Here is a 26,997-nt window from a genome sequence, read left to right as displayed (position 1 = left end):
ACCGCGGGAGGGCTACTCGGTCACGATGAACTTGCCGTGCTGGCCTTTCTCCGCGTTAGTCATGATGTGGTTGACAAAGGAATAGGTACCGGGCTCGTTGAAGGTCATTTCGACGAATCCGCCTTGCGCCGGGAGGAGGTCAAGGGCTTGTGAACCGGTGGAGTCTTCATTCTTGATGAGGTAGGCGCCTTCCTTGTAGGCGGTATCGAATTGTTCGCCTACAACATGGAAGCTCAGCGGCTGGTCGGGGCCTAGGTTGGTCAGCCACAGACGGACGGTATCGCCTACCTTGGCCTTGATGGGCTCTGCGTCATACTGGCCAGGGTAGTAATTGAAGGCCATCAGGTCGAAGCGGCCGTCGGCAACGCGCTGGGCGTCGGCGCCGGTGGATTCCTCGCCGAGGAAGATGTCGGTGGCCATGAAGTTATACTCCGCGTCAACGGGCTTAAGGTCCGGCGGATCGATAATGACATTGCCGGCCATGCCGTTGGCGATGTGTAGGGACATGGGCATCGTGGAGCAGTGATACATCCAGATGCCGGAGCGGTTCGCGGTGAACTTGTAGGTCAATTCCTCGCCCGGCTGGATGGATTTCATGGTCTTATCTGGGTTGACCTCGCCGGCGTGGAAGTCAATGGAGTGGGCCATGGAGCCCTCGTTCTTGATGGTGATTTCGAATTTATCGCCCACCTTGCCGCGCAGGGTGGGACCAGGGGCTTGGCCGTTGAAGAGCCAGCGCATCTGCTTGATGCCGGGGGCGACCTCCACGACTTCCTCGGTCATCGTCCAGGTCTCTTTGTGCGTCTTCGTCTCAGCGGCCGGCTGCAAAGAGGCGTCGAAGGCGGAAAAATCGTCGCGTTGTGCGCCGAGTTCGGCGGCGGTTGGCACGTCTACGTGCGGGTTGCTAGCAGAAGACACCGCATGGTCATGTCCTGCAGCGGCACCGTCTCCCACGTTGACCTGGAAGGTCATGCCCTGCATCTTGTGGCCGGCGATGGTGCAATAGCCTTCCTCGGAGGAGTCGATGACTCCGGCGTCGAGTTGGACGGTCTCGCCGGGGTCGACGCGGCCGGTTTCGGCGTCGCCAATCTTGAGGTCGTGGACTTGGTCGCCGGAGTTGGTGAAGTTGACCACCAAGTGGGTGCCGGGGTCGATATCGATGGACGAGGGGGTAAAGGCCATGCCGTCTACGCCCACGTCAATGGTCTGCGTTTCGCCAGAGGATACCGGTGCCGCGGACTCCGAGCCCTTACCAGTGGAATTAACCACCGCGAGCGCGATGACCGCCGCCAGCGCGATGCCGATGAGCAGCCATGAGGCCCAGGAGGAATCTTTGGGTGCGGGTTTGTCCGCAGGTTGTGAGGAAGAAACGCTCAGCATTTAACTCTCCAGTCTTTTCTTAAGGTAGATGGCTCGGCCGACGGCGATAACGTTGGCGGCAAGGCCTATCCCCATCATGATAAGCCCGGCCACGGTAGCGCCCAGCAATGTCAGCAGTCCGCCCACGTTGATGAGCAGCAGGCGGGCGTAGCCGGTGCGCTCCGCGGTATTAGGACGCGCGCCGGTAAGGATCGGTAGCAAGTGGTGCAGGACCCCGGTGACCAACTGCAAGAGGCCGGCACCGAGAAAGGCGGGTAGCAAAATCAGGGTAATGGTGCGCGGGTAGGCGCCTACCGCTGCGGAAATGGCATCGCCGGCGCACAGCGCCAGCATCCACAGCAGGCCGGCGATGACAGCAACGGTGGCGGTGGTCAGCCGCGGCGAACGCCCCATGACGGTGGCAAGCACCGGCTGGATGATGAGCACCGCCGCCAGGACCACGAGCAGTTGGGCCACGCCTGCGGCGCGGGTAAGGCCCACCGCGTACAGCGCCATCGCCAAGGACAAGCCAACGCAGTGCACGATGAGCGCGCGAGTACACCGCGCGCGAGCGGTGGGCGAAATCGCCGTGGCCGATAGCGTGGGGAGCAACGTAACCACCGTGCCGATGACGGTCAGCCACGCGAAGCCCCAGACCATGCCGCGCGAGTGGGCGCCGACGAGGAGGGAGTACTCGCCCACCCCATTACCGCTGAGGATGACAAGCACCACGGAGGCAATCATGAACACAGCCGCCGCGATATAAAAGGGCACGGTCACGGCAAAAGAACCAGACAGTGAGCCGCGAAGGCGCCGCGCAACGAACCACAGGTGCCAGGTGAGGGCGGCGATGATGAGGGCAGAGGCGGCGTCGGCAAGCGGGCCCCAGTCATACCCCGCCCTATCAATGAGCAGCAAGATAAGCCCGAGCTGCACTAGGCCCACGCGACTGCCGACGCCCCGGTAGTCCCCGCCCGCAGTCCGGGTCAAGGCCTCGGTGAAATGGGTGGAAAAGACGATGATGGCCGTGGTCAGAGCACCAATGGTGAAGGGATGGATGATATCCCACCACACCACAGGAGCGCCCAAGGAGCCAGCAATGAGTAGGCCGAGACCAATAAGGATCCACAAGCCAATAACGGCGGCGCTCAGGGTATGCCAGCGGCCGCGCACGGCCAGGGATACGTCATGAATGCGCACGTCGCGCCTCCTTCGCAGTCAAGGCAATGCCGCAGGCAAGAAATGCTAACACTGCGATTATCGTAACCACCCCGCCAGTGTGGAGGGCCGAGGTGTGCTCGGCGCAATCGGCAAGAATGCGCAGCGCGAGGCCGCCATGTAAGAGCGCCACCGGCACATAGAGCACCGGGCGATACGGCAAACGGCGGCGGATAACGGAGGTGAAGATGATGGGAGCGTGCGCAAAAATCATGGACATGACAAAGCCCAAGAAGATGGCGTGCACGGAGGCATCATAGGCAAAGCCGGTGGACTGTCCGTATAGCAGCCAGAGGTAACCGCCGAGGGCGAGCCAGCCGTAGCCGGCCAACATGCACGCCGCCGAGTAGCGCGGCAGGCCGTGCGAGCGCACCAGATTCTTGGCCACGTCTACCCGCGCGGTGGCCGCAGCGATGGCGATGAGCACCACGCCCATGGCGCGATAGCCCACCGCAGGGGCAAGCACGTAGATGACGCTGACCGCCGCCAGCCCCAGAACCAGAAGGGTGAGGTGGTTTTCGGCGCGGGTTCCGGCCATGGTGACGCGCGCTAGTTCCATGCGCTCGCCGATGATGGTGGCCACGGCGTAGAGGACGCACAACGGCATCGCCGCGGTGAACCCCGGACCCATGGCCCATAGGGCAGCTGCTGCTATTCCCCCGATAACTCCGGCTGCCTGCACCAAGATCGCAAGGCTCGCCTGACGGCGATAGATGGTGGCGTAAATGAAGCCAAGGACAAGGAAGCTCGCGGCAAAACACACGGCCGGGACCGCCCGCGGCAGGCCGGCGAGAATGCTCAGCACGCCGGCGACGTGGAACACGGGCCCGGCCCATGCCCAGGAGGTGCGCACAGCGACGGTGCGCTCCAGTCCGATGGCTCCGCCCACGAAGCCGAAGACCATGAGCGGTCCGTGGTCGGCGGCAAAGGACGCGCCAGGGGTGGCGGTCAACCCCAAAAGAGTGGCGCCCGCAGCTAGGCCCACCAGCAGCGATAGGCCAGCGAAGGCGAGGAAGATGAGGCGATGCGCCACGCTATTATTTTGCACGGGTTTTATCGTACTAATATTGCTAACAGAGCGAAAACCGCACCCCTTAAGAAAGGACTACAAACCATGCAACTGCCCATTTCCGATGCCAATAAGCCGCACTCCATCCCGACCCTGAACGCCTCCGAAATTCCGCACGCCGTTCGCCACGGCGCCATCCATGGCGCGCTGGGCACCCTCAACGTGGGCGAAGCAATGATCCTCATCGCCCCACATAACCCGGTTCCTCTGCTCAAGGAAGTCGAAGCACGCGAGGAAAAATTCGAGCTCGATTACCTCAAAGAAGAAGAAAACGATTTCCACATCAAGTTCACCCGCGTGAGCTAAACCATTGCCGGGGCGGAGGGCTATCCTGGATAGGTCACACTCTCCGCTGTAGAAGGAGCCCTCCGCAGATGAAGAAGCGCGCCGCCGCACTCCTCGCCGCCCTCGCATTCGCCCTAGCGGCCTGCGCTCCCCCAACGTCAACGACCTCCGCCCAGGACGCGGATGCTCCCACGCTCAATGTCCTAGCTGCATCCTCCACCCGCGTCATCAATGACGAACTAAGTCAGCGCGCAGGCCAGCTCACGCCGCCGGTAAATCTGAACTTTGAAAATGGCGGCTCCTCCGATTTGGTAAGCAAGCTGCGCGAAGGCGCCCCGGCTGATCTTCTCCTCACGGCATCGAAAAAGACCATGGATAAGGCGGTGCAGGATGGCACGGTTGCCACGCCCGAGGTGCTTGCCACCAATGTCATGGTCATGGTCGTGCCCAAGGGCAACCCGGCGGGAATCCAGTCAGTGGAGGATCTCCCCCACTCCGATCACTTCGTGCTTTGCGATCCCCAAGTTCCCTGTGGCGATATCTCCTCCCAGATCATCGACGATAAGCGCCTTGACGTCCACCCTTCCTCCCAAGAGCGCCAGGTAGCTGACGTATTAGGCAAGGTTGCCTCGGGCGAGGCCGATGCAGGGTGGGTCTACTCCACCGACGCCGCTGCGGCAGGCGATGATGTCGAGGTGATTGACATTCCTGGCGCGGAGAAGTTCTCTAACCAGATCGTGGGCGCCGTAGCCAAGGATGCATCCCACCCCGATCAGGCTCGCGCGGTGCTCGATATCCTGAGCGGCGACTTTGCGCCCACCTGGCGCGACCGCGGCTTCACCCCAGCGGAGTAGACTATGTCCGCCCCACAACCCATTCGCCCCAAAGCCCCGCTTCTTATCGGCCTTATTGCCCTCATCGCGGTGGCGACCATCATCGTCCCCGTTGCCGCTCTTGGCCTGCGCGTGCCCTGGGCGCGCATTAGCGACTACCTCGCGCGCCACGAGATCCGAGACATGCTGCTCATCTCAGTGGCAGCCGCCTTCCAATCCATGGTTCTTGCGCTCGTGCTGGGCTTGGGGCTGGCCTTGTGGGTGCAGCAGCTCGGCCGCGGCAGCTCCGTAGTGCGCCTCCTGGTCTACCTCCCCCTAGCCATGCCACCGGTGGTGGGTGGCTTGGCTCTTACCGCAGCCTTTGGCCGCAAGGGGTACCTGGCCCCGCTTTTCGACGCCCTAGGCATCCACCTCGCCTTCGCCTTCCCCGGAGTCGTTATGGCGCAGACCTTTGTGGCGCTGCCCTTCGTGGTGGTCGCGGTTGATTCGGCATTGCGCCAGCTGGACCAGGAAATCCTCGCCTCTGCGCGCGGCGTGGGCTTGGGCCGGTGGGAGGTCCTGGGCAAAATTATCCTTCCCTCCATCGCCCCGGCCTTGGCCACGGGCGCGGGGTTGGCCTTCGCGCGCTCGCTGGGCGAATTTGGCACGACCCTGACCTTTGCCGGCTCGCAGCCGGGGGTTACCCGCACCATGCCGCTGGGTATTTATCTGGAGCGCGAGGTCGATGCGGATGGCGCGTACGTGCTCTCCGCGCTGCTTATCGGGTTGGCCTTGGCCTGTCTGGCGCTGGCGGGCTTGCCTGCCCTTCGGCGGCGAAGCTACCAGCCGCAGGCCAGGAGGTTGCATGGGATGGACGTCGATAAGCTCCGCGCCCTTACCCGTCCCACTGATGCGCCGGCACTGTCCGTGACCGTCGACGGGGCGCGCACGGATTTTTCCCCGCGCGCCATAACGGCCGTAGTGGGCCCGAATGGTTCCGGCAAAACAACCTTGATGGGGCGCATTGCCGGGCGCCTGAGCGGCGGGAAGATCTCCCCGGAGGGCGCCGACGTCGTCTTGCTCACCCAGCGTCCGGACTTGCCGCCGCGCTCGACGGCCGTGCAGGCGGTCGCCATGGTCACCCGCGATAAGACCCGTGCGCAGGAACTCCTGGCGGCGGCGGGATTGCGCGAGCTTGCCGACGTCCCCGTGCCCGCCCTGTCCGGCGGCCAGGCCGCCCACGTGGCGCTGGTGCGCGCGCTAGCCGCACGGCCGGCGGTCTTGATTGTGGACGAGCCCCTTGCCGCAGTCGATGTGAAATCGGCCGAGAGGTGGCGCCGCTTCTTACACGCGGCCCGCGCAGACCGTACCACGCTGCTTGTTACCCATGATGCGCTCGATATCGCGCACCTGGCGCAGGACATGCTGGTCATGGAATCCGGCCAAGTGCGGGCCCACGGCGCAACCGCGCAGCTGCTTGAGGCACCGCCGACGGGCTTCGTTGCGGCGCTAGCGGGTCTCAACCGCCTCGAAGGAACCGTGACCGCGATCGGCGCCTCCGCCGTCGAGGTCGCGTGCGGCGATATTTCCGTTCTGGCGACCACGGAGCATACGTCTTTTGAGCCCGGGCAGAAGGTGGCGGTGACCTTTGACCCGCAGGCGGCCACCATTGGCGCGGCGGAGGAACCATGCAATCAGTGGGCGGTGCGAGTCCTTGCGGTCGAGGCCACCAGCCTCGCAGCGGCGCAGCTGCGCGTTGATCTGGGCGGCCAAGAGGCTACAGTACCGGTAGACCGCGAGTTCGCTTTAGGCGTCGCGGTGGGTAACATCGTATCCTTAGCGATATCTAAAGCACACGTTTTTGCCCACCCCAACTAGTTTTTCTGTATTCGCAGACCCCAAGGCGGATTTCCACCATGCCTGATTCACTTCCCCGGCCCACCACCGAACTTTTTCCTGAGGCCCTCAACCTCTCGCCCAAGCAGCGCGAGGTGCTCACCGCTGTGCAGCGCCACCCCGAAGGCGCCAAGGCCGGCACCGTGGCCGAGGAACTAGGCATGCACGTCAACACCGCCCGCGGACACATCGATGAACTGGTCAACGCTGGGGCCGTCAACGTAGTATCCGCGCCGAGTAAGGGCCGCGGGCGCCCCTCCCTCATCTTCCAAGCCCGCATTCCAGATAATAAAGCGGTGGCAGAGGAATACATCACCTTGGTGGAAGTGCTGACCACGATGCTAGCGGATAAGGAAGAGCTTGATGACGCCGCCTCGGCCAAGGCCCTCGAGATCGGGCGACGCTGGGCGCGCGCCGCGGGCGCGGATGCCTCCGATGGTGCGCTCGATACGCTCTTTGCCACCCTGCGCGATATGGGCTTTGATCCTGCCACCAAACCCGATTCAACCGACATCGAGCTCCATGCTTGCCCGTTTGTCTCTTCAGGGCTTGAGCCTTCGCCGTTCCTGTGCGCGGTACACGCTGGCTTCCTGCAAGAAACCAGCGATGATGACACCTCGATCACCTTGGTGCCGCGCCAGCACCCCAACGTGTGCCGGCTAAAAATTAAACCTGCGTAAGCTCCACGCGGACGGGGCCGGCCACGGTGAGGTCGATGACGCGGAGGTTTTGCTCGCGGGCGTCGGCAAGAATGCTTTCCTCAATTTCCTCGGTGTGCAACACCATGACGGTGGGGCCGGCGCCGGAGAGGTAGGCCGCATAGCCGCGGTTGCGCAGGCGGTTGACCCACTCCGCGGTCACGGGAAGCACATCCGCGCGGTACGGCTGGTGCAAGCGATCGCGGGTTCCCTCCCACAGGAGATCCGGGTAGTTCTGCAATGCCGCCACCTGGACCGCGGTGCGCGAGACGTTGAACGCCGCATCCGAATGCGTCACGTGCGAGGGCAGGACGCGGCGCACCGCCTGGGTGGAGGCGTGGAAATCAGGCACGAGCGCGGTGGCGCGGATATCTTCGTGCACCTTGATGGACGCGGCGCGGTAGTCCGGCAAAGAATGGCCGTCGACAGGGACATTGGTCCACGACACCACGGCGTCACCCAACACGGAGGCGGCCGCATTATCGGGGTGGCCCTCAAAGGCGGAAGAAAGCTGCACCACTTGCTCTTGGGTCAGCGGGCTTCCCGCCAGCGCATTGCCGGCGGCCACGCCCGCCACCGCGGCGGAGGCGGAAGAGCCCAGGCCGCGCGACTGCGGGATATTATTATGCGAGACCACGCGCAGGCCGGGCACCGTGGCGTCGGCCGCCGAGAGTGCGGAGCGAATCGCCTTGACCACCAAGTGGGAGCCATCGCGCGGAAGGTCTTCTGTGCCCTCGCCGAAAATTTCCACCGTAAGGCCCGAGGCGGTGACCTCTACCTCGACGGTGTCATACAGGCTCAACGCCATGCCCAAGGTGTCATATCCTGGGCCCAGGTTCGCCGTGGAGGCGGGAACGGTCACGATGGCTTTAGTGCCGACTTCAACTTCGATACTCATAGCTGTCCAGTCTATTTGGCCGGGCTAGCTGCCGAGGCGGATTACGGAATGAACGGCCTTGACCTCTTCGAGCTCGCCCAAAGCAGCCACAATCGTGTCCAAGGTCGCCTCCTTCGCGGCATGGGTGACCACGATGAGGCGGGCGGTGTCCTCGCCGTCTTCCTGGCGCACGGTGCGCAGGGAAACGCCATTATCGGCAAAGACGGCGGAGATGGCGGCCAGCACACCGGTGCGGTCTTGGACTTCCATATCGATGTGGTAGCGGGTTTCTACCTCACCGAAGTCTGCGATAGGCAGGTTGGCATAGGTATTCTCGCCCGGTGCGCGGCCGCCGTGGACGATATTGCGGGCTGCCCCGACGACGTCGCCAAGCACGGCAGAAGCCGTAGGATTGCCGCCCGCGCCGTTGCCGTAGAACATCAGGGAACCTGCGGCCTCAGCCTCGACGAAGATGGCATTATAAGACTCGCTCACGGAAGCCAACGGGTGCTCCTTAGGCACCAACGTGGGGTGCACGCGGGCATTGACCGCCTCGGAGCCGTCCTCACGCTGAAGGCGCTCGCAAATGGCCAGCAGCTTGATGGAATAGCCGGCATCATTGGCCGCGGCGATATCCGCGGCAGTGACCTTGGTAATGCCCTCGCAGTGGACGTCCTCAAACTTCACGCGGGTGTGGAAACCCAAAGACGCCATGATGGCGGCCTTAGAGGCGGCGTCATGGCCCTCTACATCCGCAGTGGGATCGGCCTCGGCATAGCCCAGGCGGGTAGCCTCCGCCAGCGCTTCATCATAGGAAGCGCCCGTGGACTCCATCGCGTCCAAGATGAAGTTGGTGGTGCCATTGACGATGCCAGAGATGCGCTCTACCTGATCGCCGGCCAAGGAACGACGCAGCATGCCCACTACCGGAATCGCGGCGGCTACGGCAGCCTCGAAGTAGAGATCTACACCGGCGCGGTCGGCGGCCTCCGCCAGCTCGTCTGCGTGCGCGGCCACCAGGGCCTTATTGGCGGTCACCACCGACTTTCCGGAATTGAGTGCGGCGAGCACCAGCTCGCGTGGGAAGTCGATACCGCCGATAACCTCAACCACGAGGTCGATATCATCGCGGGCGACGAGCGCCTTGGCGTCATCGGTCAAAAGCTCCTTGGGCACACCCGGGCGCAGCTTATTTTTATTGTGGATGGCGATGCCGCGAATCTCGGCTGGGCCACCGATGCGGTGAGCAAAGGCATGAGCATTCTCTCCTAGCAGGCGAAAGACCTCAGCACCAACGGTGCCGAAGCCCAGCAGCGCGATACCAACGGTCTCGCCCTCGCCCTTGCCGGAATGCTCGTGTGCCTGAAGCTCGCTAGTCGATGCAGCCATAGTCCGTCTCCATTGTGCGGTTGGGGTAAAGGTTTAGTGCCCGCTAATTGCGGATACAGGACACTATACAGAACAAGCTGTCTACTTTCGCCCTAAATAGAGCCATTAATAGAAAAGTCCCCGTCACAGGGCGTGAATTAAATTCCGCCATGTAACGGGGACTGAAGGATGGAGGTTAATCCGCCTCTAAGGAAAGAAGATCCTCGATGGTCTCGCGGCGCAGCATGGGCTTGGTCTGGCCCACGCGCGTGGCGACGACCGCCGGGCGCACCGCACCGTTATAGCGCGAGGACATCATGTACTGGTAGCCGCCAGTCGCTGCAAAGGCGATCAAGTCTCCCGGCTGGATATCATTGGGCAGCTCGCCGTCCTCAAGGAGAATATCGCCGGACTCGCAATGGAAGCCCACCACGCGGGAAGGCACCTCTTCCCCATCACTAAAGCGGTTGACCACGCGCACGTCATAGGCCGAACCGTAAAGCGCAGGCCGGATATTATCTGACATTCCACCATCGACGGAGATATAGCGACGCAGCGGCAGATCCGACTTGCCAGTTTCTACATCCTTGACGGTACCCACGCGGTAGACGGTCACCGCCGAGCCGGCGACCAAGGAGCGACCCGGTTCCACCAAGAGGAAGGGTGCCTCAATGCCCAACTCCTCTGCGGTGTGCTTGACTGCGCCGAGCATATCGCCGGCCACGCGCTCGATATCCAGCGCCTCCTCATAGGGCATGTAGGGAATACCAAAGCCGCCGCCTAGATCGAGCTCTTCCAGCGTCACACCCAGCTCGGTATAAATCTGGCGGTACAGCCCCATGACGCGCTCCGCGGCAAGTTTGAATCCCTCCGCATTAAAAACCTGGGATCCCACGTGGCAGTGCAGGCCGCTCAGGTGCAGGTTGTCCGCCTCCAAGCAACGCTTGGCAGCAGCAAAGGCCGCGCCCGTGGCGAGCGAAATACCGAACTTTTGATCCTCATGCGCCGTGGCGATGAATTCGTGCGTATGCGCATCAACGCCCGGCTTGACGCGGATCATCACCGGCTGGACCTTGCCGGCCTCGCCCGCAATGCGATTGAGCTCTTCCAGCTCGAGCTCGTTATCAATGACCACATGGCCCACACCGGCGTCTACGCACAAACGCAGGTATTCCTCGTCCTTATTATTGCCGTGCGTGGTGATGCGCTCGGCCGGGAACTCTGCGGCCAAGGCAATCTTGAGCTCATTGAGCGAGGCCGCGTCCAAGCACAGGCCTTCCTCATTGACCCAGTTCACGATCTTCTTTGAGATGAATGCCTTGGAGGCATAGTGCACGTGCTCGGGTCCACCGAAAGCGCGGGCCATGTCCTGGCAGCGGGACCGGAAGTCATCTTCATCGAAGACATAGAGCGGGGTCTGGAATTCCTCCGCCAAATCCGGCAGCGGAACACCAGCAATGGTTACTACGCCGTCTTCCTCGCGCTTTGCATTGCGCGGCCAGACGTGGGCCGGCAGCTCATTGAAATCCGCCACTTACATCTTCTCCGGGGTGCTCACGCCCACCATGGTCAAGGCATTGGCCAAGACCACGCGGGAGGCTTGTGCCAGCGCGAGGCGGGCACCATGGATAGGAGCTTCATCCTCGCCAGCCTTGGGCAGGACCTGGCAGGAGTCATAGAAGCGGTGGAATACCGCGGCGAGGTCCTCGGCATAGCGGGCGATGCGGTGCGGCTCGCGCAGCTGCGCGGCTTCTTCCACCACGGCTGGGAACTCACCCAGGGTGCGGATGAGGTCGCCCTCGCGATCATGGGTGAGCAAGGAAAGATCCGCGCCTTCCGCATCGACGCCCAGCTCGGCTGCCTTGCGGCCGATAGAGCACAGGCGGGCGTGGCCGTACTGCACGTAGTAGACGGGATTATCGGAAGACTGCGTCTCCCACAGGCCCAAGTCAATATCGATGGTTTGATCCACGGAAGAGCGCACCAGGGAATAGCGCGAAGCATCCACGCCAATGGCGGCGACGAGATCCTCCATGGTGATGACCGTGCCTGCGCGCTTAGACATGCGCACCGGCTTGCCATCACGCATGAGGTTAACCAGCTGGCCGATAAGAACCTCGACGGCATCGGCGTCGTAGCCTAGGGCAGCCGCTGCCGCCTTCAAACGCGGCACATAGCCGTGGTGGTCTGCGCCCAGCATGTAGATATTCAAATCGTGGCCGCGATCAAACTTATCGGCCACGTAGGCAATGTCACCTGCAATATAGGCTGCATTGCCATCGGACTTGACCACCACGCGGTCCTTGGAGTCGCCATAGTCGGTGGACTTGAGCCACCACGCATTCTCGGCCTCGTACATATGGCCTTCGGCCTTGAGCTTTTCCAACGCTGCATCCACAGCACCGGAGTCAAAGAGGGAGTTCTCGTGGAAGTAGACATCAAAGTCCACGCCAAACTCGTGCAGGGACTGCTTAATCTGCGCAAACATCATCTCCACGCCGTCTGCGCGGAAAGCTTCCTGGACCTCTTCGTCGCTGCCCTCTAGCGCGGATGGGTTCTTCTCCACAACAGCCTGGGCGATGTCCTGGATATAGGCTCCACCGTAGCCATCCTCCGGAGTCGGCTCGCCCTTCGCGGCAGCCACCAGGGAACGGGAGAAACGGTCAATCTGGCCGCCATGGTCATTGAAGTAATACTCGCGGGTAACCTCCGCGCCAGAGGCCTCCAGCACGCGGCCCAGGGAATCGCCTACGGCCGCCCAACGGGTGCCGCCAAGGTGGATCGGGCCGGTCGGGTTCGCGGAGACAAACTCTAGGTTGACCTTCTTGCCCGCAAAGGCATCATTATTGCCATACTCCTTGCCTGCGCGGAGAATCTGCGCGACGATTTCTCCCTGGGCGTCGGCAGCAAGGCGAATATTAATGAACCCAGGTCCCGCAATGTCAGCCTCGGCAACGGCGTCATTTTCTGCCAAGGCCTCTGCCAACCAGCCGCCTAGCTCACGCGGATTAGCACCGGCCTTCTTGGCCACCTGCAGCGCCACGTTGGTGGCATAATCGCCGTGCTCAGGGTTGCGCGGACGCTCAACGGTTACCGTTTCTGGCAAGACAGAGGAATCAAGCTCATGGCTTTGCATGACCTTAACGGCAGTTTCTTTAATCAATGTGGCCAAATCAGCTGGTGTCATGTCGCACGATTCTAGTGGACTGAAAAGTCAAGTGTGAAAAGGGCCGCGCCAGAATACTCCCCTTTGCAGCGCAAACGGTGGATAGCAGTTTTCTACAACACTAATATTGCGAAATAATTGCTGGTCAAGCGGGGGACGCATTACGCACGTACTACTTAAAGGGAGTAAGGTCGTGCCTACCCCATGTAAAAAATCAACGAGGAGCACCGTATGCGCATTGCGCTATTTTCCACTTGCATTGGTGACGCCCTTTTCCCGGACGTACAAAAGGCAACGGCACTGGTTCTCTCCCGCTTGGGCCACGAAGTGGTCTTCCCGGAGGAACAGACCTGCTGTGGCCAGATGCACATCAATACCGGCTATCAGAAGGAAACCCTGGGCATGATTCGCTCCTATGCGGATGCCTTTGCCGACCCCTCCATTGATTATGTCGTCGCGGCCTCCGGCTCCTGCGTCGGCGCCGTCCGCGAGCAGCACGAGCGCATCGCTGACCGATTTGGCAACTCCGCCGACGTCGACGGCGCGCGCAAGACCACTCAGAAGACCTTGGATCTCCCGGAATTCCTAGTGGATGTTGCCGGCGTGACCAACGTCGGCGCATTCTTCCCGCACCGCGTGACGTACCACCCCTCCTGCCACGGCCTACGCTTTTTGAAGCTGGGAGACCGCCCACTCCAGCTTCTCCAAGAAGTAGAAGGAATCGACCTAGTCACACTCCCCAATAAGGAAGAATGCTGCGGCTTCGGCGGCACCTTCGCCATCAAGAACGCAGAGGTATCCCGCGCGATGGTCACCGACAAGACTCGCCACATCAAGGAGACTGAGGCTGAGTTCGTCACCGGCGGTGACTCTTCTTGCCTCATGAACATCGGTGGTGCCCTGAGCCGCCAGCGTTCCGGCGTCCGCGCCGTGCACATGGCTGAGATTTTGGCTTCCACCAAGGAGCACCCATGGACTCCGACCTCCGCCGCTTACTCCAAGGAGACGATGCTCTAATGACCTCTTTCCTCGATACCACCCCACCACGCGCGCCGGAAGGCTACGGCAACCTGCGTGGCAGCAAGGCCTTTGTTCCCCTGGCACACGTTGGCCTGAATAACGCCACCCAGCGCCACAACCTGCAGCACGCCACCACCTCCATTCGTGAGAAGCGCTCCAACGCTGTGGAGGAGCTGGACGATTGGCAGGAGCTGCGCGCTGCGGGTTCCGCCATCAAGGAAGATGTTGCCGCTCGCATGCCAGAACTGCTCGAGCAGTTCGAAGAGGCAGTCAAGGCTCGCGGCGGCATCGTCCACTGGGCACGCGATGCCAAGGAAGCTAACCAGATCATTGAGGGTCTGATTCGCGCTACCGGCGAGACCGATGTGGTCAAGGTTAAGTCCATGGCCACCCAGGAAATCGGCTTGAATGAACACCTGGAGGCCGCGGGCATCAATGCTCGCGAGACCGACCTGGCCGAGCTCATCGTGCAGCTAGGTGAGGATAAGCCGTCCCACATTCTGGTTCCGGCTATCCACCGCAACCGTGCGGAGATTCGCGATATCTTCGTCAACAAGATGCCGAATACCGATGACACCCTGCAGGCTGAGCCGGCAGAGTTGGCCGAGGCTTCCCGCCAGTTCCTGCGCGAGCAGTTCATGCAGGCCAAGGTTGCCATTTCCGGCGCCAACTTCGGTGTAGCAGAAACCGGCACCATCAACATCGTGGAGTCCGAGGGCAATGGCCGCATGTGCCTTACCCTGCCGGAGACCCTCATTACCGTGATGGGCATCGAAAAGCTGGTTCCTACCTTCCAGGACCTGGAGGTCTTCCTCCAGCTGCTGCCGCGTTCTTCCACGGCAGAGCGCATGAATCCATACACCTCCATGTGGTCCGGCGTTACTGAGGGCGATGGCCCGCAGAACTTCCACTTGGTGCTGCTGGATAACGGCCGTACCGCGGCCCTGTCCTCCCCGATTGGTCACCAGGCTCTCAAGTGCATCCGTTGCTCGGCTTGCCTGAATGTTTGCCCAGTCTACGAGCGCGCCGGCGGCCACGCCTACGGCTCTGTCTACCCTGGCCCGATCGGTATTTCCCTGACGCCGCAGCTGACCGGCATGAAGGACCACAACGATCCTTCCGCCAGCCTGCCTTATGCGTGCTCGCTGTGTGGCCGCTGCGACGAGGTGTGCCCGGTGAAGATTCCGCTTTCCGACGTCATTTTGGAAAACCGCCACCAGAAGGTTACCCACGCCACCCCACCAATCGAGCCGAAGCTCTTCAAGACCATTCAGCTTCTGTGGAGCAACCCGAAGCTGTGGAACAAGGCAACCCACATGGTCGCCTTGGGCCGCATCTTGGGTGGTACCAACAAGACCATCGAATCCCTGCCACTGTTTATGTCCGGTTGGTCTGAGGGCCGCGACACCGCGGTTCCGCCAAAGAAGTCCTTCCGCCAGTGGTTCGAGTCCGAAGAAGGCAAGGAGCTTCTTGCCGAGGCCCGTGAGGAGTCCAAAAAGTGAACGCAAAGCAGGAAATCCTAAGCCGCATCCGCTCCGCCCAGAAGCAGGCTGGTTTGCCCGACCACGTTGATGCCCCGCGCGACTACCACCGCGAGGGCCCCCTGAACGCGGACGAGCTGCGCGATATGCTCATTGACCGACTCGAGGATTACAAGGCCGAGGTGCACGTCACCGAGGAAAGCGAGCTCAAGCAGACCATCGCCACGATCCTCAAGGACCGCGAGTGCAACGACATTCGTTACGCCGAAGGCATGGACGCCACCCTCTTCGAGGGCTTCGACGCCAAGCCGGACGATAAGGCTGTCGATCCGCGCACGCTGAACGAGACCGACGCTGTGGTTACTTATTCCCACGTCACCTCCGCGCAGACCGGCACCATCGTGCTCGAGTCTGACGAGCGTTGCGGCCGTCGCGCACTGACCCTGGTTCCGGACCGCCACCTGTGCATCGTCCACCAGAATGAGATCGTCTACGGCATTCCCGAAGTCATCTCCCGCATGAACCCGGAGAAGCCAGCGACCTGGATCTCCGGCCCGTCCGCTACCTCCGATATCGAGCTCACTCGTGTCGAGGGCGTACACGGCCCGCGTGACCTCATCGTTGTCATCGTCAAGTAGTACTGCGTAGCCCCTCTCCTGCCCCGGCCGGTGAGGGCACCCACCTACTGTGAATATGATGCCAAAAGCATCAAAAAAGCATAGGCTAGGTCTACCAATCATTTTTATTCTGGAGACCTAACCTATGCTTTCTTTTTCTTCTAAGCTTGCGGCCACGCTCGGAGCTGCTGCGGTCGCCATTGGTGTCACCGCGCCGATTGCCACGGCTGCACCGGCCCCCGCACCGCAGGACACCAAGCCCGCCATTTCCTGGGAAGAATGCCCCGAGCAAGTGGACGTCGCCAATGCCGAATGCGGCCGCATCGACGTGCCTACGTATTACGACAACCCACAGGCCGGAACCATTAGCGTCGGCTTCGTGCGCGTTCCCGCCGCAAACCCAGGCGCCCGCCGTGGCGCATTGTTTACCAACCCTGGTGGCCCAAGTGGCGATGCCTATGGATGGGCCGGCAATAGCGCTATTCCGTGGCCACAGGCCGTGCGCGATGAGTGGGACACCATCGGTGTACAACCGCGTGGCCTGCCTGGCTCCACGCCAGTAAAGTGCGATGCCACGGCCACCAGTAATCCGCTCCAAGGAAGCCTCCAGGTAGGTAAGCTCACCCGCGATGCCTGCGAAAAGCACACCCCGGGCTATACCAACTCGCTGACCACCGCGAATACCCTGCAGGACTGGGAAATGGTGCGCCGTGCTTTGGGCGAGGAAAAGATTGATATCGCCGGCACCTCCTATGGCACCTACCTCGGCTCCGCCTACGCCACCAAGTATCCGGAGCACACCGGCAAGGTCCTGCTAGATTCGGGCATGAGCCCCAAGCTGGCGTGGAATGGCATCTTTGCTTCGCAACAGCGTGGCTATGAAAAGGGACTGCATGATCTCTTCGGGTTCATTGCTAAAAATGACGCCAAGTACCACCTCGGCACCACCCCATTACAGGTCTATGAAAAGTGGTCGCAAAAGGTAGCCCGCGAGGCCGGCGTTCGCCCCACGGTCTTGCCCCCAAATGCCAAGATTGGTGACCTCCCACCAGGGCTCGAGTTTGCCGGCCAGCCTGGTGCTGACATCATGACCGCCACCGGCCCGCTGCGGGTGCAGGCGGAGTTTCTCAGCCAGAAGATTCAGCACCCCAATGCTGTGCAGGTTTCCTCCCCACTCTTGGGGATGACGCGCGTCGTTGTTCCGGTTCCTGCGCAGTGGGATGCCTTTGCCAAGCACTTGAATGGCAGCGAGCCTATGGATGCCGAGCAGCCCGATCCGGAAGCAGTGCGCAAGGAGCAAGAATCCCTGGCCCAGGCGATGAATATGCAAAACCTCATCGTCTGCAATGAAAACACGGTCCCTGGCAATCCACTGCTGTACCCAAGCTACCTGTGGGCCAACTTCGTCAGCGTTGATCCCTTCACGCTCATCAATTCCCTCTACGGCTCCGGCGCGGGATGCGGTGGACGTGCACCGGTGACGGGCCAGGCACCTCTCGACGGCTCCAAGTTGGCCACCAAGCCCCTCCAGATTCAGGCTACGGGCGACCCACAAACGCCGTATCAGTACCACACCAGCCTCTCGAAGCCGATGCAGTCTCGAGTTGTCACCGTCCATGGCCCTGGCCATGCCCACTTTGCCTCTAAGAACAAGGTCGTTGATGACATTGGCGTGCACTACCTGCGCACCGGTGAAGTCACTACTTCCGACGCCCCCGGGTTGATTTAGTCCCCCACTAACCCATGCGCTAGAATCACATCGTTGGGAATTCTCCCAGAGATGTCTCCGTAGCTCAGCGGATTAGAGCATCGGTTTCCGGTACCGAAGGTCGCAGGTTCGATCCCTGTCGGGGACACATTCACCGCTGACCACCAAGATTTTCTGGTGGTCAGCGGTTCATTTTCCCTCCGGCCAGCTAGTCTTTCCTGGCTGAACACGAGCCTTCTATTGCCACTCCGGGTTGTCGGTATCCACCCCTTGTGCCTTAGCTGCATGCTCAATCGCGTCTGCCAGCCACTGCGCCAACCCCTCCTGCTGCGTCTCATAGTGGGCACGGAAGCGTTCATCAGCCACATAGCCGCGCGAGATTAAAAAGTGCTTTGCCGGTGTGACGGGAAAGAAGGCGCTGAGGGCCGCGCGGTGCTTGTCGACGAGCCCCTGCGCCTCCTCCGACCCAGCAGCCACACCGTCTGCTACGGCCTGGGCCAGTTCTTTTTCCACCTCAGCGACGCCGGCTTGCGCATCACTCCAGTTCTTCTCCGACCAGCCGGCAGTGCGCTGCTGATACATAGCCCAATCCTCGCTCGATCCGTAGGCCTCCTCGGCTTCTTGTTGGTGCGCGGCGAAGTTGGCATCGCCGACAATTTGTCCGATTTCTTCGGTGGTGAGCTTTCGGTTATTCATTGCATCCTCCATCAAGGTGTCAATTGCTGCCAGCATGTCGCTAAGACTGTCTCGCTGCGCGAGCAGGCTTTCTCTTTGCCTCCGCAAATGTTCCAGATCGGAAGCATCGCCATCTAGCAGCTGTTTAATATCGGTCAATTTCATACCGGTAGCGCGGTAGATCAGAATCTTCTGCACGCGGGCGCAGTCTTCCTCGGTGTACAGCCGGTAATTGGACCAGCTGCGCCACGTGGGAGACAGCAAGCCTTGTGCCTCCCAGTGGTGCAAGGTGCGCACCGTAATGCGGAAGAGCGCTGCTACCTCGCCAACGGTATAAAGAACTTCATCGATGTCGTCCATGGCTTCATTGTCGCGCCTAACGCCACGTCAGGGTCAACCCCAGAGAAAATCTGCAGAAACTGTTGCCAGAGTGTTGGGTTTATGCAACACTTGAATGCATGACAGCAAACGACGCCCCTGTTTCAACAACGATCCGCGCCGAACGGTTCCGCAGGCCCGGCCCCACCCGTGGATTAATCGCGGCAATGTATGGCTGCGTGGCCGTATCCGCGATTTTCCTCATCCTCGCATTGGCGATTTCTTCTTACTGGGCACTGTTAGGAATGTCTATCGCAATGGTGCTTTCTTGCATTCCGTGGACCATTCTGCGGGTATCAATTGATTCCAAAGACCGCAAGCCGCTGTCCTCTCTTGATGAGTATGAGGCCCAGGTTCTCGACCAGTGGCGCCGGAAGGCTTTGCAGCTGTCTAACGCGTTTCTTTTTGCCGGCGGTCTTGTCACCCTTCTCGTAGGCAATTGGTTCCTAGGCGGAGGAATTACCGGCACTATTGGCACCAAATATTTGCTTGGAGCTGGCTACTACCTGCTCTTTAGTTACTTCATCTCTGCCACGTTGCCCGCTGTCGGATACGCGCTAACCTTCAACCAGAACTCGGAGGACTAACTCATGCCCACCTTGACCATTGACCACCTCAATAAGTCCTTCGGGGAGACTCAAGCCCTGCGGGATATGACCTTTAGCGTTGGTGACGGCGAAATCTTCGGTTTCGTCGGTTCCAACGGCGCCGGAAAGTCCACCACCATGCGCATTGCGCTTGGTGTGCTGGCCAAAGACTCTGGCGAGGTCTACTTCGATGACGCCCCAATCAATGACGATAACCGCCGCCGCATTGGTTATATGCCAGAAGAGCGCGGGCTCTACGGCAAGGAGCCGCTGCTTAGCCAGCTGGTTTTCCTCGGCACGCTGCACGGCATGGATAAGCCCGCCGCCAAGCGCGCCGGCATTGAACTACTAGAACAGCTGGGGCTGGGCGAGCGCATGGACGATAAGCTCGATGACCTCTCCTTGGGCAACCAGCAGCGAGTACAGCTCGCGGCCTCCCTTATCCATGACCCAGACATGCTGATTCTGGACGAGCCCTTCTCCGGGCTGGACCCGGTGGCGGTCAACGTCATGTCAGACATGCTGCGCGAGCGCGCCAATCGCGGTGTGCCCGTTATTTTCTCCTCGCACCAGTTGGACCTGGTGCAGCGCTTGTGTGACCGCGTGGGCATTGTGACGAAGGGGCATATGGTGGCTGAAGGGGGCGTCGATAAGCTGCGCAGCCAAGGCCCTCCCCGCTTTGAGGTCGCTACCCCAGCGCGCGGCTGGTATCCGGAAGGCACGGAGCTGGTGGCAGAAACTGCCGATGCCGTCGTGCTCGAGGCCGATGAAACCATCGATGACCAGGCAATCCTGCAGGCAGCCCTAGCCGCGGGCCCAGTGCATTCCTTCGGCCGCAAGATTCCGGATCTCACCGAGCTATTCCAGGACGTCGTGACCAGCAACCAGAATGAGGAGGCCTAGGCCATGCAGTATTCCGCAATGAAGACCATCGGAGTTGTAGCCAAGCGTGAGATGGCAGTCGCACTGAAGTCGAAGATGGTGGTAGGCACCATGCTGCTGCTCATCCTCGGTGCCATTATCGCCCCTATTGCCATCAATATTTTCGGCGGAGATGATGAACCGGATTCCGTAGCCGTCGTGGGGATGGAAGCCTCTGCCTTTGATGATTCCGGCATCGATGCCACCGCGGCGAAAGACCGCGCAGAAGCCCAGCAAATGGTAGAGAATGAAGAGGCCGATGCCGCCCTAGTGCCGGCCGAGGATGACGGCTGGGATCTCCTCAGCAAGGGCGACACGCCTGCCGCGGTAACTACCACGGTCAACCAAATCGTTTCTTCTCAAGCACAAGCAACGGCGCTGGATACGCTCAATATTGACCCGCAGGAGCTGGAAGACGCAACGCCATCCACCACGGTCAATCAGGTGAACTTAGAAGAAGAGGACGGCACGGAACAAAAGATGGCCGGCGTAGCCACGGTCCTCATTGGCGCAATGGTGGTCGTCTTTTCCGTCATGACCTTCGCCGGCCTCATTGGCGGCCGCGTCACGGAGGAAAAGTCGTCCCGAGTGGTGGAAATTATCTTGTCTTCTGTGCGTCCGGTGGACTTTTTGGCCGGCAAGATTCTGGGCAATACCATCGTTGGATTCCTAGCCACGCTGCTCATTTTGGGCGGCGGTGCAATCTCGCTTGCTGCGACCGGCCTGGCTAGTGACATCGAGCTGGACTATGGCTTGGTAGCCGTGCTCCTTGTTGGCGAGATTCTAGGCCTGCTCTTCTTTGGCAGCCTCTACGCTGCAGCCGGCTCGATGGTGCAGCGCACCGAGGATCTCCAGTCCACGCAGGCCCCTATCCTGTTCCTCGTATTTGCCACCATGTATGTACCGATGTTCGGCTGGATGCACCTGGATGCCACGTGGATGCAGGTCATGACTTGGTTGCCGCCGGTGTCCATGCTGGTCGCTCCGCTGCAGGTGGCCGGAGGCAACCTCAGCTGGCTAGGCCTTGCCGCAAGCTACCTACTGATGGCCTTGACCACTGCACTTATTATCGTCATGGTTGGCCGCATTTACCGCCGCGCCATTTTGAACAATGGCCGCAAGATGACCTGGCGCCAAGCACTGAGCAAGTAAAAATAATCCGGCTCCCCGCCGATTGTGTGGGAGCCGGATTCTTTTATGTGCCGAAGCTACTGAGTAATGAACTCGTTGGTGATCGGCTGGGTGATGTCCAAGGTGCCGTGCTCGATGTAGTACATACCGAAGAACATGGCTGCCAGCATCACTACGGATAGCAGCATGGAAGGGATCCACTGAAGGAATACGGGAACCCAGCCATTGCCCTTATCGCGGGCTGCTGCTTCGCGCTGTTCCTGAGCCTCACGCTCGTTCATAATGATAAAACCTTTCGATCCACCGAGGATTAACTACGGATATCTTAACAGTTAGATGCTCATAAGGCCGCATTCCTCGCACTTTTGATTGACGCCGAAAATCAGCAATTAAATTCCTGGGTCTTCATTATTGAGCAGTGCTTCTACGAAAGACTCGCGGTCCGCCAGCATGCGCTCAATATCCTCTTCCGCGCCTACAATCCACAGTTCAGTGTCTTGGTCATAGGTCAGCGCAGAATCCGGGTAGGCCTCTAGCGCTTCCTCCATGGCGGCAACTTGGTCCTCGCTGGCAGCATCATCCAGGTGCACCTCAGGGTCACCGATGCGCGGGCTAAGCTCCTCCAACGCGGTGATGCCGTAGGTCTTGTATTGCTTCTTCGGGTGCTCAAAGAGCTCTTGTCCCATCATGGAGCTTAATCCTTTCCGTGTAGTAGCCAATCTGGCACGTACCCCTCATAGCCCGGGATGTTATTGACCTGAAGAACTCCGGCGAAAAAACGCCGCAGCGCCGGTACGTCCTCGGGTTGCATATGGTCAAAGACCATGCGGCGCACGGACTCCACGTGTTCAGGAGCGGCACGTCGCAGGTGTTCTAGGCCCACGTGGGTCACGCACACGTAGATGCCGCGAGCATCGTCCTCGTCCGGTTCTTTGGTGAGCAGGCCGCGCTTTTCCATCCTCGTTACTTGGTGGGAGGCGCGGGAGCGGTCCCACTGCAGCTGCGTACATAGCTCGCGTAGGCGCAGGCGCTGTTCGGGTGCCTCTGAAAGAGCGACCAGGACGGCAAACTCGGAGGCAGAGACTTCCCCGCCGGCTTTCAGCGTTTCATCCATTCCCCTATCTATTTTGCGCACAGCGGCAAGCAACAGGCGCCATAGCTCCTGTTCTTCGTCGTTTAACCAGCGAGTTTGATAAGGCATGGGGCCTAGATTACCCCTTTGAGGGAAGCTATGTCGCGCTCGTCGCGTCCCGGCACCCGGGAGTAGCGCTCTGGCATGCAGGTAAAGACCAATACCTGATTGTCCCGGCCGACATGGGAAAAGAGCGTGGCCATTAGTTGCAGACGGTGCGCGTCAGTAGAACCCAGCGCATCGTCGACGATGACCGGTACCGACTCCGCCCCCACTAATTGCGCAATGGCAAAGCGGGTGAGGATGGCCAATTGCTCGCGGGCACCACCAGAAAGGCTAGCCAGACTTACCGTCTCATTGCCCTGAGTGCGAGCGATCACACGGAGATCTTCATCCAGTTCAAAGGTGATTTCGCCACCATAAACGGTGCGCGCCAACTGTGAGAGCACAGCCACGAAGGGCGCGGCGTAGCGCTGGCGGGCGGCATCGCGGTGCTTGAGCAAAAGTTCGCGCAGGTACCGTGCGGCTTGCGCACGCTTGTCCACGCTCTCGTACACCGCCCGGGCCATCTCCACCGCCGCGGTGGCCTGTTGGGCGCGCTCGGCGGCACCGGAGTGGAAATTCACCTCGCTGGAAAGCCGGCCGAGGTCTACCTCGCAGCGTTGAATGCGTTCGGTGAGGTAATCCAGGTGGGACTGCGCGCCTTCTACCAGGGACTGCGCGGTAGCAAGGTCAACGGCTTCCATTTCTTCGAGCTGCCCGCGCAGGTCCACCACTACGGATTCCAGGCGAACGACCTCGGCATGCAGATCATCGTCAGCGGCGCGTTCGCGCGCGGAGGAAAGCTCTCGAGTCACGCGCTGCGCGTTTTCGCGGGCCGCGGCAAGTTCGGCATCGAGGCGCACAGCCTCATGGGCCAGGCGGCTTTCGCGATACGGCACAAGCTCGCGGTCGAGCGCATCGACCTTTTCGCTAGCATCTTCCTCCGCAGCTTCGGCGGCGGCGACATCTACCTCTTCCACGTCCGCAAGGTCCGCGATCTTCTCAGCCAGCGCAGCATGCTGGGCGCGCAGCTCGCCCAAATCATCCGGTCCCAGTTCCGCGGCAAGGGCGCGGGTGGCGGCGTCGAGGGCATCGTTCTGCGAACGGTGCACCTCATGGGCCTTCTCAGCCGCAGCCACTGAACCTACGCCCAGGGTATCGAGCAGATCGTGCAGCCGGGTGCGGGCCTGTTCCACATCGCGCTGGGTGTCCTCCGCGGAATAGGAACCGGCCGAGAAGCGGGCGGTGATATCGCTGATGGTGATTACGCGGGAATCGACAAGCTCGACGGCGGTGTCCTCCCCTACCTCGATGTCCTCGCCATCGACGCGAATGGTAGAACCCGCCGGCCCAGAAAAATGCACCTTGGCGGCCGCAGCCTCGTGCAGGCGCTCGGCCACCGACAGCGCTGAGTCTGCCTTATGCAAACCGGTGATATCGGCCGCGGTCACCTCGCGGCCGCGCTGCGCAACGACGGAGCGGGCTTGATCCGCCTCGGCGGCAAGGGCGTCAAGCGATTCTAGCCGGGCACTGAGCTGCTCAAACTTCTGCTTATCTTGCTGGCGGCGCGCTTGCTTAAGTGTGCTGCGGGCCGCCGCATAGTCCTCTTTGGCCTCCGCCAGGCGCTTTTCTAATCTTTCCTTCTCCTCGGCCTCCTCTTTAGCCTTGTCCTGCGCGGCGGTGAGCTTGTACTGGGCAGCCTCGGTAGCCCTGGCAGATTCCTCGGCGGCGGTAACGAGCTCGCCGCGCTCGGTGACTGCGGATTGCGCACGAGCGAGATCGTCCGAGGCGCGCTCAAGCGTGGCTTTATGGGAGTCCAGCTTGGCCTGCGCGGTTGCGGCTTCCTTGGCCCGAGACTGCTTGTCAGTGAGATCGGCCTGCGCAGCGGGAAGTTCGGACTGGGCGGCGGCTTGGTCGCGCTCGAGTTGCTCGTAACGCTCGACCACGGAATCGAGCTCGCGCAGTACGCGGGTGGCTTCTGTGTATTCCTCTTCGGCGCGAGCTAGGGCTGCGGCGGATTCCTTGTACTCGCCTGCCGGATTACCCTTCGCTGCAGTGAAGTAGCGCTGATATTCCTTATCCACTCGGGCCAACAACGCGGAGTCATCGCCAGAGACTTCTTCCTCAGCCAGGCCGGATTCGCGCTCTAGCGCCCGGGTTAGGCTGGGGATGCCGACGGCAGAAATGGCCTCGCCGGTGTCGTCTTGGCGCATAAAGAGGGCGTCGACAAGCGAGCGATCCAAATGCTCAGAGAGGATGCGCTCCAGCTCATCATCGGCTTGGCTGCCGGTAAACTGCGCCGGCCGGGGTGCGGTGATAGTCAGCTCGCAGGATTTCTTGGATAGCCAACGCTTGGCAATGCGGAAGCGGTATTCCCCTACGCTTAGCTCGGCCGTAACTTCCGGGGCAACGTCCTTGCCCGCCGGCTGCAGGGAGCGAATGCGCTTGGAGCGGCCGCTGTGCTTTTCGGTGAGCACCACGTCGAGTGCCTCCACGATGGTGGACTTGCCGGCCTCGTTCTCGCCATGGATGACCACGACGCCGGTCTCGGGAAGCTCATCAAGGACCAAGTGCTCAATGCCGCGGACGTTGGTAAGTTCTAGGCGGTGGATGCGCATCAGGACTGTCCCTCCAGGCGGAATAGCAGGTTGGCGGCGTCGCGGGCGACGGGATCCTCGCGGTTATCCAACAGTTCATGCAGCGCCTCAGCCGCGTAGCCGGAGATATCGAGGCTGGCCAATTCCTCCTCGCTGGGTTCCAGGTAAAGGTCCATGGTGCGCTCGCGCGGGCGCAGGGAGGCAAATACGGCTTCGTACTCATCCAAGCCACGCTGCAGGCGGGCATGGGCCGCGACTCCGAGCGTTCCGCGCAGGCTATATTTCACGGCCGTGCGCACCTTATCGGGGTACTCGCCTAGGTGCGCGAGGAAGCGCTCCACGTCCTCGGCGGAATCCACAGCGGCATCAATGGCCTCAAAGGTCCAGCGGCCGATGCGGCGCTTCTCGACGTCCACCTTATCCCCCACGCGCACCACCAGCGCATTGCCGGAATCGGCCTCGCCGCCACCGGTGCTCGTTTCCTTATAATCCGTGGTCTCCGGGCTGCCGGAGAACCACACCCGGCCGGTGGTACCGAGGCTGGCGGTGGAGTGGGTATCGCCCAGCGCTAGGTAGTCGATCACCCCACGGCCCAGGCAGTCCTCGACAAAGGCAAGGTCGATGGTATCGGCGTCATCCTCGCCGGAGCGGGAATCCACTTGGCCGTGGCCGACGGCGATGCGAATGCCCGCGGCCGGTTCCAACGGTTCGAGCGCTTGGCGGACCAAGTCGTGGTTTGCTCGCTTGGACAGGTACGGCGCGCCGACCAACTCCACGCCGGGTGCGACCTCGATGGGCTCTGAGTCTGCGATGACGTGGACATTCTCGGCGCTGGTCTTATAAAAGACCGAATCCGCCACCAGCGGATCGTGGTTTCCCGGCAGGACATAAACCGGCACCGGCAGGCGCTTGAACATCTCCGTGGCGCGGGCAAGGATGTCGCGCGAGAGGGCATTGTGCTCAAAGACGTCGCCGGCCACGACGATGAACTCCGCGCCGGTCTCCTCAGCCAGTTCTCCCAGCCGGACGATGGCGGCCTCGCGGTCATCGTTAAACCGGCCTTGGGCTTCACCCTTCAAGAACCACCGGGTCATGCCCAGCTGAAAATCGGAGGTATGGATAAACGTGGTAGCAGTCATTAGTGCGAGAGGTGGTAGTAGAGGTCTTCAATATCGGATACCGCGCGCAGGAGGTCCAGGTTGGTATGCGAAACCGAACGCATGGCCTTGCGCAAGAGGTCCGGATCGGAGTCATCTATGGCCGGGGCGACCTTGGGCTGCGGCAGCTTCGGCAGTTCTCGCCCGTTCCAGAAAATGTCATTCTTCTCTTCCTCGGACAGGTCGCTCGGGGTGAAGCTTTCGCGGCTGACCGCCTTGGCCTGCTCTAAGACCATGCGCTCCAGCCGAGCAAAGTCCAGCCCGCGCATATTAAAGATGACGGCCGGATCCGCATCGGCGCGGGTGGCGAGCTTATCGCCCACCGCCACGATGTGCTTGCATACGTACTCGCCGTCGGGGCAGTCACAGGTCAGGCGCAAGTCTTCGGCCTCGTGGGCGAAGAGGGTGTCTAAGGCGGCGTCGGAAAGCATGCCCTTGCGCGCATTGGCCACGGAATTGGGGGTGCGGGCGAACTCGGTGGCTAGCTGGGCAATATCGTCGTTATTGCGGTACGGCAGCTGGATGAGCACCGCAAAGGGCTCGTTCTGGGAGCCGGCCACGCGGCCATGGATGGCGCCATTGCGCACCTCGAGGCCTACGACGTGGCCGCCCTCGGCATACTGACGGCCGCGAGTAATTCGGCCGCGATCCGCGCCATGCGAGGTAAAGGCCGCAATCCGCGCAGCCGTGGTGGACAGTATGCGCCCGCTGCGGTCTACGTGATTGACCTCGGCCGGGGTGCTCACCCGCTTGCGGGTACCAAAATTGGCATAGATGACGTTGTCGTCGCCTTTAACAGCCAT

At 61.3% G+C, this 26,997-nt stretch carries 25 protein-coding genes and 1 tRNA gene; 12 read left to right on the top strand and 14 right to left on the bottom strand.

Annotated elements, in window-relative coordinates; translation table 11 throughout:
- Positions 1-12 precede the first annotated feature (12 nt).
- The 3 genes from QP965_RS03240 to QP965_RS03230 are packed head-to-tail and all read right to left on the bottom strand — an operon-like array spanning position 13 to position 3,625.
- The gene (locus QP965_RS03240) at positions 13-1,380 is read right to left on the bottom strand and encodes a multicopper oxidase domain-containing protein (RefSeq protein WP_284844017.1); all 1,368 of its coding nucleotides are present in this window, start codon (positions 1,378-1,380) and stop codon (positions 13-15) included.
- Positions 1,381-2,559: a beta-carotene 15,15'-monooxygenase gene (locus QP965_RS03235; RefSeq protein ID WP_284844018.1), complete on the bottom strand. Its 1,179-nt coding sequence runs from the start codon at positions 2,557-2,559 to the stop codon at positions 1,381-1,383.
- Positions 2,546-3,625: a DUF8744 domain-containing protein gene (locus QP965_RS03230; protein WP_284844019.1), complete on the bottom strand. Its 1,080-nt coding sequence runs from the start codon at positions 3,623-3,625 to the stop codon at positions 2,546-2,548. The genes QP965_RS03235 and QP965_RS03230 overlap by 14 nt, the downstream gene beginning before the upstream one ends.
- A gap of 66 nt (positions 3,626-3,691) precedes the next feature.
- Between QP965_RS03230 and QP965_RS03225 the strand changes: the two genes are divergently transcribed.
- The 4 genes from QP965_RS03225 (at position 3,692) to QP965_RS03210 (ending at position 7,319) form a co-directional block, all read left to right on the top strand.
- Complete coding sequence (locus QP965_RS03225) at positions 3,692-3,952, top strand: DUF2249 domain-containing protein (protein WP_284844020.1); 261 nt, start codon at positions 3,692-3,694, stop codon at positions 3,950-3,952.
- Between the two features lie 68 nt (positions 3,953-4,020).
- Positions 4,021-4,785, top strand: coding sequence for a molybdate ABC transporter substrate-binding protein (gene modA / locus QP965_RS03220; protein ID WP_284844021.1), 765 nt, complete (start codon positions 4,021-4,023; stop codon positions 4,783-4,785).
- Between the two features lie 3 nt (positions 4,786-4,788).
- Positions 4,789-6,621: an ATP-binding cassette domain-containing protein gene (locus QP965_RS03215; RefSeq protein WP_284844022.1), complete on the top strand. Its 1,833-nt coding sequence runs from the start codon at positions 4,789-4,791 to the stop codon at positions 6,619-6,621.
- 38 nt (positions 6,622-6,659) lie between these two features.
- Positions 6,660-7,319 carry a helix-turn-helix transcriptional regulator gene (locus QP965_RS03210; RefSeq protein ID WP_284767486.1) on the top strand — a complete coding sequence of 220 codons (660 nt, stop codon included), beginning with the start codon at positions 6,660-6,662 and terminating at the stop codon, positions 7,317-7,319.
- Here the strand turns inward: QP965_RS03210 and thrB are convergent.
- The 4 genes from thrB to argS all read right to left on the bottom strand — a co-directional run bounded on the left by thrB (position 7,306) and on the right by argS (position 12,769).
- Positions 7,306-8,235 carry a homoserine kinase gene (gene thrB, locus QP965_RS03205; RefSeq protein WP_284813889.1) on the bottom strand — a complete coding sequence of 310 codons (930 nt, stop codon included), beginning with the start codon at positions 8,233-8,235 and terminating at the stop codon, positions 7,306-7,308. The two genes, QP965_RS03210 and thrB, sit on opposite strands and share 14 nt — an antisense overlap.
- Before the next feature lie 24 nt (positions 8,236-8,259).
- A complete protein-coding gene (locus tag QP965_RS03200; RefSeq protein ID WP_284844023.1) occupies positions 8,260-9,603 on the bottom strand; it encodes a homoserine dehydrogenase in 1,344 nt (447 codons plus the stop codon).
- Positions 9,604-9,778: 175 nt separating this feature from the next.
- Positions 9,779-11,116, bottom strand: a complete 1,338-nt coding sequence (gene lysA / locus QP965_RS03195; protein WP_284844024.1) for a diaminopimelate decarboxylase — start codon at positions 11,114-11,116, stop codon at positions 9,779-9,781.
- Positions 11,117-12,769, bottom strand: coding sequence for an arginine--tRNA ligase (gene argS, locus QP965_RS03190; RefSeq protein WP_284844025.1), 1,653 nt, complete (start codon positions 12,767-12,769; stop codon positions 11,117-11,119). It abuts the gene before it with no gap.
- A 210-nt stretch (positions 12,770-12,979) separates the two neighbouring features.
- Here argS and QP965_RS03185 point away from each other — a divergent pair, with 210 nt between their 5' ends.
- The 5 genes from QP965_RS03185 (at position 12,980) to QP965_RS03165 (ending at position 17,722) form a co-directional block, all read left to right on the top strand.
- Complete coding sequence (locus QP965_RS03185; protein WP_284844026.1) at positions 12,980-13,765, top strand: (Fe-S)-binding protein; 786 nt, start codon at positions 12,980-12,982, stop codon at positions 13,763-13,765.
- Positions 13,765-15,270 (top strand): lactate utilization protein B, encoded by a 1,506-nt coding sequence (locus QP965_RS03180; RefSeq protein ID WP_239278031.1) that lies wholly within the window; start codon positions 13,765-13,767, stop codon positions 15,268-15,270. Before QP965_RS03185 ends, QP965_RS03180 begins: the two co-directional genes overlap by 1 nt.
- Positions 15,267-15,887, top strand: a complete 621-nt coding sequence (locus tag QP965_RS03175) for a LutC/YkgG family protein (protein WP_284844027.1) — start codon at positions 15,267-15,269, stop codon at positions 15,885-15,887. The genes QP965_RS03180 and QP965_RS03175 overlap by 4 nt, the downstream gene beginning before the upstream one ends.
- 124 nt (positions 15,888-16,011) lie before the next feature.
- Positions 16,012-17,595, top strand: a complete 1,584-nt coding sequence (locus QP965_RS03170) for an alpha/beta fold hydrolase (protein ID WP_284844028.1) — start codon at positions 16,012-16,014, stop codon at positions 17,593-17,595.
- A gap of 53 nt (positions 17,596-17,648) precedes the next feature.
- A tRNA-Arg gene (locus QP965_RS03165) sits at positions 17,649-17,722 on the top strand.
- An 89-nt stretch (positions 17,723-17,811) separates the two neighbouring features.
- On the opposite strand, the gene QP965_RS03160 is transcribed toward QP965_RS03165, so the two are convergent.
- On the bottom strand, positions 17,812-18,609 hold the full coding sequence (locus tag QP965_RS03160; RefSeq protein WP_239277940.1) for a MerR family transcriptional regulator: 798 nt from the start codon (positions 18,607-18,609) through the stop codon (positions 17,812-17,814).
- Positions 18,610-18,707: 98 nt separating this feature from the next.
- On the opposite strand from QP965_RS03160, the gene QP965_RS03155 reads away from it, so the two are divergent.
- The 3 genes from QP965_RS03155 to QP965_RS03145 are packed head-to-tail and all read left to right on the top strand — an operon-like array spanning position 18,708 to position 21,287.
- Positions 18,708-19,214, top strand: coding sequence for a hypothetical protein (locus QP965_RS03155; protein ID WP_284767494.1), 507 nt, complete (start codon positions 18,708-18,710; stop codon positions 19,212-19,214).
- Positions 19,215-19,217: 3 nt separating this feature from the next.
- Positions 19,218-20,117, top strand: coding sequence for an ABC transporter ATP-binding protein (locus tag QP965_RS03150; RefSeq protein ID WP_284767495.1), 900 nt, complete (start codon positions 19,218-19,220; stop codon positions 20,115-20,117).
- Between the two features lie 3 nt (positions 20,118-20,120).
- Positions 20,121-21,287, top strand: a complete 1,167-nt coding sequence (locus tag QP965_RS03145) for an ABC transporter permease (protein ID WP_284844029.1) — start codon at positions 20,121-20,123, stop codon at positions 21,285-21,287.
- Between the two features lie 56 nt (positions 21,288-21,343).
- Here QP965_RS03145 and QP965_RS03140 read toward each other — a convergent pair whose 3' ends face one another.
- The 6 genes from QP965_RS03140 to QP965_RS03115 form a co-directional block, all read right to left on the bottom strand.
- Entirely contained in the window at positions 21,344-21,547 is a 204-nt protein-coding gene (locus QP965_RS03140) for a hypothetical protein (RefSeq protein WP_284766303.1), read from the bottom strand.
- Between the two features lie 108 nt (positions 21,548-21,655).
- Positions 21,656-21,955 (bottom strand): molecular chaperone GrpE, encoded by a 300-nt coding sequence (locus tag QP965_RS03135; protein WP_284844030.1) that lies wholly within the window; start codon positions 21,953-21,955, stop codon positions 21,656-21,658.
- A 5-nt stretch (positions 21,956-21,960) separates the two neighbouring features.
- Positions 21,961-22,467, bottom strand: coding sequence for a MarR family winged helix-turn-helix transcriptional regulator (locus QP965_RS03130; protein ID WP_284844031.1), 507 nt, complete (start codon positions 22,465-22,467; stop codon positions 21,961-21,963).
- Between the two features lie 5 nt (positions 22,468-22,472).
- Positions 22,473-25,058 (bottom strand): AAA family ATPase, encoded by a 2,586-nt coding sequence (locus QP965_RS03125; RefSeq protein ID WP_284844032.1) that lies wholly within the window; start codon positions 25,056-25,058, stop codon positions 22,473-22,475.
- Positions 25,058-26,176: a metallophosphoesterase family protein gene (locus tag QP965_RS03120; protein WP_284844033.1), complete on the bottom strand. Its 1,119-nt coding sequence runs from the start codon at positions 26,174-26,176 to the stop codon at positions 25,058-25,060. Before QP965_RS03120 ends, QP965_RS03125 begins: the two co-directional genes overlap by 1 nt.
- Positions 26,176-26,997: an SWIM zinc finger family protein gene (locus QP965_RS03115; RefSeq protein ID WP_284767501.1), complete on the bottom strand. Its 822-nt coding sequence runs from the start codon at positions 26,995-26,997 to the stop codon at positions 26,176-26,178. Before QP965_RS03115 ends, QP965_RS03120 begins: the two co-directional genes overlap by 1 nt.

The organism is Corynebacterium sp. MSK074, from assembly GCF_030229735.1.
Lineage (GTDB): Bacteria > Actinomycetota > Actinomycetes > Mycobacteriales > Mycobacteriaceae > Corynebacterium.
Note: the sequence above shows the minus strand (reverse complement) of the source record. Positions and strands in the feature narration are given on the sequence as shown.